At 34.8% G+C, this 12,005-nt stretch carries 12 protein-coding genes and 2 rRNA genes; 5 read left to right on the top strand and 9 right to left on the bottom strand.

The window, feature by feature from the left end:
- From thiL to WCG23_11910, 5 genes are all read right to left on the bottom strand, one after another.
- On the bottom strand, positions 1 to 1,030 hold a 1,030-nt coding region (gene thiL / locus WCG23_11930), incomplete at its 3' end, for a thiamine-phosphate kinase (GenBank protein MEI8390576.1).
- A gap of 43 nt (positions 1,031 to 1,073) precedes the next feature.
- Positions 1,074 to 1,355 (bottom strand): hypothetical protein, encoded by a 282-nt coding sequence (locus WCG23_11925; GenBank protein MEI8390575.1) that lies wholly within the window; start codon positions 1,353 to 1,355, stop codon positions 1,074 to 1,076.
- An 84-nt stretch (positions 1,356 to 1,439) separates the two neighbouring features.
- Positions 1,440 to 1,607: a hypothetical protein gene (locus tag WCG23_11920; protein ID MEI8390574.1), complete on the bottom strand. Its 168-nt coding sequence runs from the start codon at positions 1,605 to 1,607 to the stop codon at positions 1,440 to 1,442.
- Positions 1,608 to 1,634: 27 nt separating this feature from the next.
- The gene (locus tag WCG23_11915; GenBank protein ID MEI8390573.1) at positions 1,635 to 2,297 is read right to left on the bottom strand and encodes a hypothetical protein; all 663 of its coding nucleotides are present in this window, start codon (positions 2,295 to 2,297) and stop codon (positions 1,635 to 1,637) included.
- Positions 2,298 to 2,538: 241 nt separating this feature from the next.
- Positions 2,539 to 3,960, bottom strand: a complete 1,422-nt coding sequence (locus WCG23_11910; protein ID MEI8390572.1) for an aspartate ammonia-lyase — start codon at positions 3,958 to 3,960, stop codon at positions 2,539 to 2,541.
- 110 nt (positions 3,961 to 4,070) lie between these two features.
- Between WCG23_11910 and WCG23_11905 the strand changes: the two genes are divergently transcribed.
- The 3 genes from WCG23_11905 to WCG23_11895 all read left to right on the top strand — a co-directional run bounded on the left by WCG23_11905 (position 4,071) and on the right by WCG23_11895 (position 7,210).
- A complete protein-coding gene (locus WCG23_11905) occupies positions 4,071 to 5,792 on the top strand; it encodes an ATP-binding protein (protein MEI8390571.1) in 1,722 nt (573 codons plus the stop codon).
- Between the two features lie 9 nt (positions 5,793 to 5,801).
- A complete protein-coding gene (locus WCG23_11900; protein MEI8390570.1) occupies positions 5,802 to 6,185 on the top strand; it encodes a response regulator in 384 nt (127 codons plus the stop codon).
- A 92-nt stretch (positions 6,186 to 6,277) separates the two neighbouring features.
- Positions 6,278 to 7,210 (top strand): sugar kinase, encoded by a 933-nt coding sequence (locus WCG23_11895; GenBank protein MEI8390569.1) that lies wholly within the window; start codon positions 6,278 to 6,280, stop codon positions 7,208 to 7,210.
- A 22-nt stretch (positions 7,211 to 7,232) separates the two neighbouring features.
- Here the strand turns inward: WCG23_11895 and wecB are convergent, their stop codons facing one another.
- Positions 7,233 to 8,384, bottom strand: coding sequence for a UDP-N-acetylglucosamine 2-epimerase (non-hydrolyzing) (wecB, locus tag WCG23_11890; GenBank protein MEI8390568.1), 1,152 nt, complete (start codon positions 8,382 to 8,384; stop codon positions 7,233 to 7,235).
- 148 nt (positions 8,385 to 8,532) lie between these two features.
- Here wecB and WCG23_11885 point away from each other — a divergent pair, with 148 nt between their 5' ends.
- Both WCG23_11885 and WCG23_11880 read left to right on the top strand, forming a co-directional pair.
- On the top strand, positions 8,533 to 9,183 hold the full coding sequence (locus WCG23_11885; GenBank protein MEI8390567.1) for a hypothetical protein: 651 nt from the start codon (positions 8,533 to 8,535) through the stop codon (positions 9,181 to 9,183).
- Positions 9,184 to 10,173 (top strand): asparaginase, encoded by a 990-nt coding sequence (locus WCG23_11880; GenBank protein MEI8390566.1) that lies wholly within the window; start codon positions 9,184 to 9,186, stop codon positions 10,171 to 10,173. It begins immediately after the preceding gene.
- Here the strand turns inward: WCG23_11880 and WCG23_11875 are convergent.
- The 3 genes from WCG23_11875 to WCG23_11865 form a co-directional block, all read right to left on the bottom strand.
- Positions 10,131 to 11,144 (bottom strand): site-specific DNA-methyltransferase, encoded by a 1,014-nt coding sequence (locus WCG23_11875; protein MEI8390565.1) that lies wholly within the window; start codon positions 11,142 to 11,144, stop codon positions 10,131 to 10,133. The genes WCG23_11880 and WCG23_11875 overlap by 43 nt on opposite strands.
- Positions 11,145 to 11,438: 294 nt before the next feature.
- Positions 11,439 to 11,554: ribosomal RNA gene (gene rrf / locus WCG23_11870) — 5S ribosomal RNA — on the bottom strand.
- 108 nt (positions 11,555 to 11,662) lie between these two features.
- A 23S ribosomal RNA gene (locus WCG23_11865) occupies positions 11,663 to 12,005 on the bottom strand; the annotation flags it as partial.

Raw genomic sequence — 12,005 nt, 5'->3', positions numbered from 1 at the left:
TAAACGGCTTTTCGGTCGGGCAAAGCCCGTCCTTCTGCCTCTGCTCGCAATCCGCAAAATGGCTAAAAAGTTCTTTTTTTATTATTTCGGAATCAATTTTAATCATAGTATTTTTATAGTTAATAAAAGGATAAGGTGATTCATCAGCAGCAATTACTGTTCCTATCTTCTTTACAGTAACTTTAGCCTCCATAAGCTCTTTGTAAGAAGCTTCTGAAACAGTCCCAACAAGTTCATAATCTTCCCCGCCAAATAAAATCCACTTAAAAATCTTTGTTTCATCATCTGCTATAAGAGATAAGTCTTTATCATATGGAATATCATCAAATTTTATAGCCATTGCAACATTACTTAGCAGGCAAATCTTTGACAAAGCATCGGCAAGCCCGTCACTTGCATCCATTAATGCAGGTTTTTTAGCCAATTCAAGTATTTTTCTTCCTTCTTTTATTCGAGGCACAGGATTTATATGTGCTTCAACAAATTTTTGTTTTATTTCTCCGGAAAAATTATTTTCAAATTTATCTGCATTTTCCAAAATCTCAAAACCTGCCTTACTTGAGCCAAAATTTCCTGTGACAATTACATAATCACCGACTTTTGCATTTCTTCTATTGGCGGGAATTAAGCCGTTGCCAAATCCCAAAGCGCAAACACTTATTGTAATTTGAAAAGCTTTTGTTAAATCTCCGCCAACCACAAAAACTCCGTATTCATTACAAATATCATGAACGCCTTTATAAAACTCTTCTACAAACAGCTCATCTGTGTCTTCCGGCAGAGAAAGAGAAATTAGCACATAAGAAGGTTCTCCTCCGGCTGCTGCAATATCGCTTAAATTTACCGCTATTGCTTTTCTCCCCAATAAATACGGGGAAGTCGAAGATTTTCTGAAATGAACGTTTTCTATAAGCGTATCTTGCGTAACAATTAAATCTTTTTTATGAATATAAGCAGTATCATCCCCGATAAAATGCGCTGATTCGGGAAGTGTTTTTTTAATTAAATCTATAAAACAATCTTCTTTCATAAAAGATAGTTTAACAAAAAAAGCTCTTAATAGAGCTTTTTTCTTATGCTATTCCGAAAAGTTTTCTTCCAAGTTCGCCGTTTTGTGTAACAATGGCGTTATTTCCAAGACCGGTTTGACCCTGCTCAGGCCTGAGGAAACTCAACCCATTCTCGGTTCTGCCCTGAAGCCCGGCAAATGAAACCTGCTGTTTGAAAGGATTACCCGCTGCAATAACTCCCTGACTCTCTGGAGAAACAGGTCTACTTACAGGCAAAGTTTGGGCTTGCAGTCCCTGATTTGCAAACGGATTTGTAGAAATAAACTTGTTGATATCAAATCCCATATATTTTCTCTCTATATAAATGCCTATATATTATTAAAGTATTCTCAAAAGTTTAAATTACACTTAGACCGATTTTTTGTTACATTATTTAATAATTACTGCTTCTACAGAAAATTTATTTTCTTTTTCTTCAATCTCCACAACAGCCCACCGCAATGGTTTAAATCCGGTTGTTTCGATAAAATTTTCAATAAAACCCGTATTTATGTTTTTAATGTTTTCTAAAACAAAAGTTTTTCTGAGCAACTGCATTATTTTTAGAACCTTTTAAAAATTAGACTAAATAGAAATAACACTAACTACAGGAATTTGCTTATGGATGCCAATCTGTTTAAAACCTTCATTTTCTACATCTGTAGCCATTTTCCATGCTGTATAAGCCCCAATAATAGCATTCATAGCCGGCAATGGAATTAAATTTGACGGCAGTCCGGAAATATTAAGCCTTTTTTCAATAATCATCTGCAAATACTTACACGCTGCCGGAGATCTTGACCTGTAAGGCGCGTTTATCTGGAGAGTATTTTTTGTATAATCGCAGTTATATCTAAAAACTTCCATGCCTTCTTCCCTAAAATCTTTACACAGCTCGGAACCCCTGTCGCTAAATCTTTGTGTCCAACTATATTTAGAACTTTCAAAGTTTCCCAGCTTAAAAGATCTTGTCAATTTTGATTCTATCCGCCATTTTCCGTTAAGCATCATCATGTTTCTTGGCATGCCGACACATGCCACGATGCTTTCCGCCGGCGCAATGCTTGAGAGGTTTGATTTTAATTCGCTAAGATTATAGGATTTATCCACTCTCAACAAATTTAAATCTCTGTCTATAATTGCTATTCCAGTTTCTACAGAGCCTGATTCAGCAAGAGAAACCCCCACAAAACAAAGTTTGCTTTCTTTGTTTTGGATTTTTATATTTTGTTCTATTAAATTTTGCAATATGGTCTTTCTGTTTATAAATTTGTACTTAAATGCCTATTTGTTATTCATTTTCATTGCGAGGAGGCACAAAGTGCCGACGTGGCAATCTATCTGTATTGCAATCAAATTATTATTTTAATAGATTCTCACGTTCCCGTTGGTCGCTCAGAATGACAGACTTAATTATAACTTGTTTTGAGCTCTTTATCAAATTATCAAGTACTTTGACGTTACAAATGCCAAACTTGTTCCTGATTATTCAACTATTATGCCCGAGTGACAAAACTGCTTCAGGCGAGGTTAACTCGTTAAACCTTTCTTCTGTAAGATATTCTTTGTGTATCAAAAATTCTTTTACTGACAAATTAGTTCCCTCCAGCTCTTTAGCAATCTCTGAAACTTTATTATAACCCAATTCCGATACTAATGCCGTTAAAGTCGCATGGCTGTTTTCAACTTGCTTTTTTATTGTTTCTCTATTAGCTATAATGCCGTCAACACATTTTTCTCTTAATATTTTATTAGCGTTAATAAGAATTTCAAGAGATTCTAAAATTGAAAACGCAATCATAGGAATATTTTGATTTAATTCAAACTGCCCGCCAGCCACGCATTGATTTATTATCACATCATTTCCAAGCACTTTTATACCGACTTGCACAACCATTTCGGGAATTACAGGATTAACTTTGCCGGGCATGATTGACGAACCGGTCTGAACAGGCGGAAGTTTTATTTCACCCAAACCCGCCACGGGTCCTGAATTCATAAGCCTTAAATCGTTTGAAATTTTGATTAAATTCGTGGCATGCGCTTTTAAGATTCCGCTGACTTCGCTGAAAACATCAAGATTCTGGGTGTTTTCAACAAGATTTTCCGCCCGAGCAAGTCCTATTCCTGTCAAATCCCTTAATTTGTCTATAACTCCGAAAATATATTTCTTAGGAGCAGAAAGACCTGTTCCTACAGCAGTTCCACCAATATTAACAACTCGAAGCCTTTCCTCGCATTTATAAATTCTCCACCTGTCACGAGAAACAGCTTCCGAGTACGCAGAAAATTCTTTTCCGAGTGTGATTAAAACCGCATCCATAAGCTGGGTTCTTGCAACTTTAACAATATCGGCAAATTCTTTTTCTTTTTCCTGAAAACTCTCCTGAAGCGAGATAACTTCTTTCTCCAGTTTTCTTAAAAGGAAAATACAGGCTATTTTTAAAGCTGTCGGATAAACATCATTAGTTGACTGATATAAATTTATATCCTCAATCGGATCTACAAATTCGTATTCGCCTTTGTTTTTGCCTAAAAGTTCCAGCGCCCTGTTTGCAATAACTTCATTTACGTTCATGTTTAAAGAAGTCCCCGACCCTCCCTGAATAGGATCAACCACAATATAATCCTGCAACTTGCCTTCTGCCAAATCCTTACAAGCTTCGATTACGGCTTCTGCTTTTTCTTGCTTGTAGGATTGTAACTCATTTTTGGGTTCCAACTTTTTTAAATCTTTATTAACAAGCGCGCATGCCAGCTTTACACATCCGAAAGCCCTAATAAACTCACTGTGCGTTTTGTATCCCGAAACAGCAAAGTTTTTTTTCGCTCTATAAGTATGAATCCCCCAATATGCTTCTTGAGGTATTTCAACAATTCCTAAAAAATCTTTTTCTTCTCTGAATTTCATTTTTCATAATTTCCTGAAAATGAGATAAATATTTAAGTTGAGTGTATTATTTAAATTGATAGAATATAATTATACCAAGATTAAAATAAAATGTATTTAAGGGTAAAGTCGTGTCAAAAATTCTTATATTATCAAGAAATCCCGATATAAATAACGACTTAATCAGTCTTTTAAGCGGCGTTGGCTATGAAGCGATTTCTGTTGGAACAGAAAAAGAGGCTGTTAAGCTCGCTAACGACTTTTCTCCCGATATAGCAATAATTGACACTTCAATAGTTGATATAAACATCGCAGGTATTTGCAGAAGCCTGAAGCTTCAAAACGAAACAAACGATACACAGATAATCCTGCTCACTTCAAAAGACTCTCCTTCAGAAGAAGTGCTTGTCGGAGCTGACGGATATATTACAAAACCTTTTAACGAAAACATTTTAATCGCTACAGTAAATGCGCATTTAAGAATTAAAAAGCTTCTTGATATTTTATATACAAACAACAGCGAACTGGCAAAGAGTTTATACCAATTAAATGTGCTTTATAACATAAGTTCTCAACTTGCAGGAACTCTCGATAAAACAAAACTTATAACAATTATGAATACAGGACTTGATAAAAGCTTAAACTCCGCGCTTTGCCACGCTCTTATTATGAATGAGCCTCAGGATGCAACTTTAATAATAAATTCCCTGTATCCGATATCAGAAGCCCTTGAAGAAGCCTTAAAATTAAGGGCAATGCTCTCTTATAAAAGCATGTTTGAAACAAATAAGCTTCCTTTTGAGCTTTCTATAGCTGATATTGCTGTAGAAAAGCATATCAAAGAACAGGATGGTCTCTTAGACTTAAATATATTGAACTGGGACTGCATGTTTTCGCCAATAAGCACTGTTGACAAGTTTTTTGGCACTGTAGAAATTATCAGACAAAACGAATTTTCCGGAGAAGATTCAACCTGCTTCCAGACAGTTGTAAAACAGGTTGCGCTTCCTTTAGAAAGCGCTCTTCTTTATGAAGAAATACAAAAAACAAATATAAAACTGGAAAAGCTTGAAAAACTGAAATCGGAGTTTATTTCTATCGTCTCTCACGAATTAAGAACACCTTTAACTTCCATAAAAAACTCGCTTGAAATGATGCTGTCAGGAAGAATGGGCGAAATAACAAACATTCAGGATAATTTTCTTACTCTCGCGAAAAGAAATGTTGACAGGCTTGCAGGAATTATCAATGACCTTCTTGATCTCTCTAAAATTGAAGCAGGCAAAATGGAATATCGTTTTGAACAGCTAAATATAATTGAGCCCGTTAAATTTGTGATGTCCACTTTTGAAAACCTTGCTGAAAAGAAAAATATTCGGCTTTCTGTTAATAAAACTTTGGATGAATTCAACATTTACGGTGATTCCAGTAAAATTGAACAGATTTTAAACAATCTTATTTCAAACGCTATAAAATTTACCCCCAATAACGGCAAAATTTCGATAAATATAGAAGAAATTAGCACTAATTCTATAGACACAACTTTATTTTATAGTGATTCAGGCCACGAGCTTGACTCTGAACAAAATTATGTAAAAATTACTGTTGAAGATACGGGTATCGGAATTAAACAGGAAGATTTTCCTAAAGTTTTTGACAAATTCCAACAGATTGAAAGCTCTTTAAGCCGTGAAGTAGGAGGAACGGGGCTCGGTCTTCCTATAGCAATGCAGCTTATAGAAGCTCATAAAGGAAAAATATGGCTTGAAAGCGAGCCGGAAAAGGGAAGTAAATTTTCTTTTATAATCCCTCTTATCCGGCATACGAGATTGGTAACAATTCATAAAAAATAGGAAAACAAAATGACAGAAGAAAATAATAAAAAAAAGATTCTGATTGTGGATGATGAACCTGATATAGTAGAAACTCTTAAATTTCTCATCGAAAGCGAAGGGTTTGAAAGCATAATAGCTATGGACGGGGAAGAAGCCTTAAAAAAAGCTAAAGAAGAAAATCCTGACGTTATAATACTTGATGTCATGCTCCCAAAAATCAACGGTTACAAAGTATGCAGACTGTTAAAATTTGATAACAAGTACAAACACATACCTGTTCTTATGGTGACAGCCCGTTCGCAGGAAGAAGACAAAGTTATCGGCGAAGAAACAGGTGCTGATGAATATATAACAAAACCTTTTGATATTAATGAAATCGTTGAAAAGATACATTATTATTTAAAACATTAATAATCTTGACCAATTAATCTAATCGAGGTTAAATAAACTTAAACTGAACAATAAACAAAAAACGTTGTCTTTTGAGGAATAATTAAAAATATATGACTGACAGTCTTGATATAATTTCAATCGGTGAATGTATGGTTGAGCTTTCAACAAATGAAAGCCTTATATATGCCGAAACATTACATAAATATTACGGCGGAGATACTTTAAACACAGCAGTAGCTGCTGCAAGACTCGGCTCGAAAGTGGGATATATAACAAGAGTCGGAAGAGATTCTTTTCAGACTTATTTACTTGATTCATGGCAGGCAGAAAACCTTGATACAAGCAATATTAAGATTGTGGAAGGTTATAACGGGCTTTATATTCTTTCTATTCAGGAAGAATCAAGAAAAGAATTTGTATTTTACAGAAAGAAAAGTGCTGCAACAAATCTTTCAATTGATGATATTTCCGAAGATTATATTCAGCAAGCAAACATTGTCTATTCAACAGGAATAGTGCAATCGCTTTCTGCCTCTGCGAAGGGCGCGGTAAAAAAAGCATTTAGCATTGCAAAAGACAAAGGCTGTCTTGTAGCTTATGACCCAAATTACAGGGAAAGACTCTGGGATGCTGACGAAGCAAAAGAAGCGATGGAAGAAATAATTGATTGCGTTGATATTATTATGTTAAACAATATTCACGATGCTGAATGGCTTATAGACCAGACTTCTCCCGACAAAATTATAAAATATTTCTGGGATAAAGGTGTTTCTACTGTTGCGGTAAAAATGGGCAAAAACGGTTGCGTTATCGGATATAATGGCGAAATAAACACCATCCCCGGTAGAGACGCCGAAGTTGTTGATTCTACAGGCGCAGGTGATGCTTTTAACGGCGGCTTTTTACACGGAATAGCTTGTGGATACACACCTTTTGAGTCGGCAAGACTTGCTACAATCGTTGCCTCAGAACAAATTAAAGGCATTGGTGCTGTAAAATCTCTTCCTTACAGAGATAAAGCTTATGCTGAATTCGGTCATTAAACAGCAACTATAAGATTTTTCTTTATTTTAAAATCGTATTATTTTCTAAGCTCTTTATCAAGAACTCTTTATTATTTTTTAAAGCCTGAATAATTCTTGATGTAGCAAATCCGTCACCGTAAGGATTTGTGGCAGAAGCCATCAGATTATATTTTTCTTCAGAATCCAGGAGTTCCTGAACGGAATTAACAATTTTTTCTGTGTTAGACCCCACCAGCTTTACTGTTCCAAACTCAACAGCTTCAGGCCTTTCTGTTTCGTCTCTAAGAACAAAAACAGGCTTTCCTAAAGACGGAGCTTCCTCCTGAACACCGCCTGAATCCGTAAGAATAATATGCGATTGTTTCATAAGACTTGCAAAAGGTGCATATTCAAGAGGCTCAATTAATTTTACTCTATCAATTCCTTCAAGCATACCAAATACAGTTTTTCTCACATTCGGATTAAGATGAACAGGATAAATTACCTGAATATCAGAATTTTTTTCAACAAGAATTTTTACCGCTTTGCAAATATTTTCAAGCGGTTCTCCAAAATTTTCTCGTCTATGCGAAGTCAAAAGAATAGTTTTCAGATTTTTATCAATATTAAATTCCGATAAATCAAATTCATTATTGTTTACTGTATACAAAAGCGCATCAATAACAGTATTTCCCGTTAAATAAATTTTATCGGCGGCGATATTTTCTTTTAAAAGATTGTCAACTGATTGCTGCGTAGGCGCAAAATATAAAGAAGAAACCGAATCGGCCACAACCCTGTTTAATTCTTCGGGAAAAGGATAATGCTTGTTAAAAGTTCTTAATCCTGCTTCAACATGCCCTATCGGAATCTTTGCATAAAACGCAGAAAGGCTTGTTGCAAGTGCTGTAGTGGTATCTCCATGAACAAGAACAACATGCGGACGGGTTTTTTCAAAAACCTCCTTCATCTGAAGGAGAACACCGGATGTTAAAGTCCACAAATCCTGATTGTGCTTCATTATATTAAGATCATAATCAGGTTTTATATTGAAAAGATTCAAGACCTGATCAAGCATTTCCCTGTGTTGAGCTGTTATACAGACAATACTTTCAAAATCATTTTTGTTTTTTTCAAGTTCCATAACAACAGGAGCCATTTTTATAGCTTCAGGTCTTGTCCCAAAAACACTTAGAACTCTTATTTTTTCCAAAGTTTTAACTCCTAAAAATCTTTTTCCAGTTATATTTTAACAGAACAGAAAAGTTTCTTTCACCTATTTTATAAAAACCTCTTAACATAAATGAAAAATAAGCTTAAAATAATAAAAGCAAACCAAACATCTTTATTAAGGAAAAATAATGACAATTTCACACCAAAAATCATTTAAACTAATTATACAGGAAATATTTACTCTTCCTGTCTGGATAAAACAAACTATTTATATGGAATTAAAAGAACAGCTTGAAAATTCTTCAATGCAAAGCTACTTGGATGTGGTCAGAAAAGACCATTGCCTCCAGTTTTTTATCCCGAAATTAACTTACACAGGCAATAAAGAACTTGGTTGCAGGACAAAAAATCTTTCTGAAAATGTTTATTTATTTCTTGAATGTGTTTCTCAAAACATTAGCATAGTTGAAATAGCAATTAAAAATAACTGGAATCTGTGTGAATGTTCAAATTATTTTATTGAAGCAATGGAAGCCGATCTTGTGGCAAAGCCATCTTCGGATTATATAAAAGGGACTGCTCTTTATATGAGCGGAAAAATAAGACTTGGTGAATACTTTATTAAAATTAACAAAATTACTATAGAACAGGTCAACGAAGCTTTAAAAAAACAAAAACAACTGGAAGAATCTTTGGGGGACAGACCGGGACTGGCAGAGATCCTTATAAGTTTAAACTTTTTAAGCAGAAAAGATACCGAAGGAATACTTCTTTTGAAAGAAGACTGCCAAAAATATTACACCTCAAGTTTAATTACGCAAGATCTGTCTAAACCGTAAATGAAACCTGCTTTATTAATTGAAACAACAAGAAACAATGTTATTGAAAAACAGCATTTTGGCTTTGTTACGGTTGTTGATAAAAAAGAAAATCTTATTTTAAAAACAGGTGATGATGAAAACAAAAATTTTTGGCTAAGATCAGCCGCTAAACCTTTTCAATCTTCTTTGATTATTGAAACAGGGGCTTATGATAAATTTGGCTTTACTTTGCAGGAACTTGCCGTTTGTTGTGCCTCTCATACCGGCACAGAAGAACATACTAAAACCGTTCTGTCCGTTTTAAATAAAATCGGTTTAAAAGAATCTCATCTTCAATGCGGAATCCATGAACCTATTGATAAAAAAACAAGAAATTCATTAATTCAAAAAAACCTTGAACCCTCGCAATTACACAATAATTGTTCCGGCAAACATGCCGGAATGCTTGCTGTTTGTGTTGCAAACAAATGGGATATTAAAAATTATCTTGACTTAGACCATCCAATACAGAAAAAAATAATTAAAACCGTAGTAAAATTTTGTGATTTTGATGAAAACAATATAAATATAGGAATTGACGGATGTTCTGCACCTGTACATGCTTTGCCTGTCGTTAAAATGGGGATTGGTTTTTTAAATCTTTTTCTTGATAAAAATTATGAAAAAATGAAAAAATCATTTCAGGAGAACCCGTTTTTAATCAGCGGAAACGAGCGACTAGATACAGAAATCATAAAAGCTTCTTCAGGCAGGTTAATTTCAAAAACAGCAGCCGGCGGGCTTTGCATAACAATTAATTTAGAACTGGAGCAGGCAATTATAGTTAAAATTCTTGACGCTGATATGACTGCAAGGGCAATTACAACTATAGACGCTTTAAAGCAGCTCAAATGGCTGTCTCAAGAAGAAATAGAAAACAATGAACTTAAAAACTTATATGATTTGAACGTCAAAAATTTAAAAAATCAGACGGTAGGAGAAATTATTCCCAAGTTTTCACTATTATAATTTGGCTCGATAAAATGATAATCATTCTTTTTTACAGATAAACCCGGTTGCAATTTGTCCAATCTGTTTTTAATCACATTAATAGCCTGTTCCGATTGGTCAATTCCAACCCATTGCCTACCATTTTTTGATGCAGAAAATAGAGTTGTTCCTGATCCTGCAAAACAATCCAAAATCCAACTATCTTTTCTCGAAGAATTTTTTATAATCAAATCCAATAATTTTTCATTTTTTTGTGTGGGATAATCAGGATACATTAAATCCTTAAATTCCCATATATCTTGAAATTTCTTCCCTTTTTTTACTGCTTCATCCGCATAAATAATTTTTCTTGGGTTTCCTGTTTTTGACCATTCCACCAAACCATCTTTGTCCAACTGCTCCAAAACATCAGGTTCGCTTCTCCAATGTCTGCCTTTTGGAGGTTTTAATCCCCGCCATTCTTGCCCTGTCAGGCCATTATGCGTTTCTCCCGGGGCGTGCAAAGGGATTGTATTATATCTTTTTCCATTAATATCAATTTTATTAAAACGTTTTATTACATCTTCTTCTGTAATTGCCTCCGCGGTCTCATTCCAGATATAATTATCTGTTTTGGTATAAAATAAAATTAAATCTTTAACATTGCCAAAAGCTTTTCTTTGAAAATTTTTTGGACTGCATTTTATTCTTGCAATATCGTTTCTAAAATTTTTAGCTCCAAAAACTTCATCCATGATGATTTTGACATAATGCCCGATTTTATAATCAATATGCAAATAAATCGAACCTTTTTCAGACATCAGTTCTCGCATTAAAATCAATCTTTGCCTTAAAAATTCAATAAACTCTTCTCCCTGCAAAGAATCCGAATATGCAATCCTGTCCTTTGAACCGGCGCTTATTGTACTTGTTCTTTCATCTCCTATTCTAAAAACTTTATTAGTTGAAAAAGGCGGATCAATATAAATCAAATCAAATTTATTTGCCATGTTTTGCTGATAAAGCAGGTTTTTTAAGACTTTGAAGTTCTCACCATTAATTAAAATATTACTACCTTTGATAAAACTTTTTTCATCAAAAAAAGAAGAATCTGTATCATTAATTAAAATATTTTTTTCATCTACTTTGCAATCATAAATTAATTTCATTAAATTACACCTGATTCATTGGAGTTTAAAAGGCAAGATTAGCATTATTATAAAATAAATCCTACTAACTTCAAAAAAATTTAAACGCAAAAAAATCGACTTATTACAGTCGATTTTTTTAATAATATAAAAAACCCCTGGCAACTAGCTATCTTCCCGGGAGGTCTCCCTCCGAGTATTGTTGCCGCAAGCAGTCTTTACGACCGTGTTCGGGATGGGAACGGGTGTGATCCTGCCGCTTGGCTACCAGGGATTTATATTGTACCCTGAAAACTGCATAATAAAAAACTTATTATTATCATTGAAACAATGACTTAATAAACCCGCAGAAGCGGATCTGTAGTAAAAAATAAACTTGCTAGGAAAAGCCCTCGTACTATTAGTATCAGTCGTCTACATGTGTTGCCACACTTCTAACTCTGACCTATCAACCGGGTGTTCTGCCCGGGTACTTACTAGCTTATGCTATGAGAGAACTCATCTTGTGGTGGGCTTCGTACTTATATGCTTTCAGCACTTATCCTCTCCGAACGCAGCTACCCAGCATTTGCTCTTGGCAGAACAACTGGTACACCGGAGGTTCGTTCGTCCCGGTCCTCTCGTACTAAGGACGACTCCACTCAATTCTCTTGCGCACATACCGGATATGGACCGAACTGTCTCACGACGTTCTGAACCCAGCTCGCGTGCCGCTTTAATGGG

The organism is bacterium, assembly GCA_037147175.1.
Taxonomy (GTDB): Bacteria; Cyanobacteriota; Vampirovibrionia; order Gastranaerophilales; family UBA9971; genus UBA9971.
Note: the sequence above shows the minus strand (reverse complement) of the source record. Positions and strands in the feature narration are given on the sequence as shown.

What these genes read in the sequence shown, in the direction of transcription:
- WCG23_11925 (MEI8390575.1), bottom strand. Translation starts at nt 1,355, where the DNA reads ATGGGATTTGATATCAACAAGTTTATTTCTACAAATCCGTTTGCAAAT.
- WCG23_11920 (MEI8390574.1), bottom strand. Translation starts at nt 1,607, where the DNA reads ATGCAGTTGCTCAGAAAAACTTTTGTTTTAGAAAACATTAAAAACATA.
- WCG23_11910 (MEI8390572.1), bottom strand. Translation starts at nt 3,960, where the DNA reads ATGAAATTCAGAGAAGAAAAAGATTTTTTAGGAATTGTTGAAATACCT.
- WCG23_11900 (MEI8390570.1), top strand. Translation starts at nt 5,802, where the DNA reads ATGACAGAAGAAAATAATAAAAAAAAGATTCTGATTGTGGATGATGAA.
- WCG23_11895 (MEI8390569.1), top strand. Translation starts at nt 6,278, where the DNA reads ATGACTGACAGTCTTGATATAATTTCAATCGGTGAATGTATGGTTGAG.
- WCG23_11885 (MEI8390567.1), top strand. Translation starts at nt 8,533, where the DNA reads ATGACAATTTCACACCAAAAATCATTTAAACTAATTATACAGGAAATA.
- WCG23_11880 (MEI8390566.1), top strand. Translation starts at nt 9,184, where the DNA reads ATGAAACCTGCTTTATTAATTGAAACAACAAGAAACAATGTTATTGAA.
- WCG23_11875 (MEI8390565.1), bottom strand. Translation starts at nt 11,144, where the DNA reads ATGGCAAATAAATTTGATTTGATTTATATTGATCCGCCTTTTTCAACT.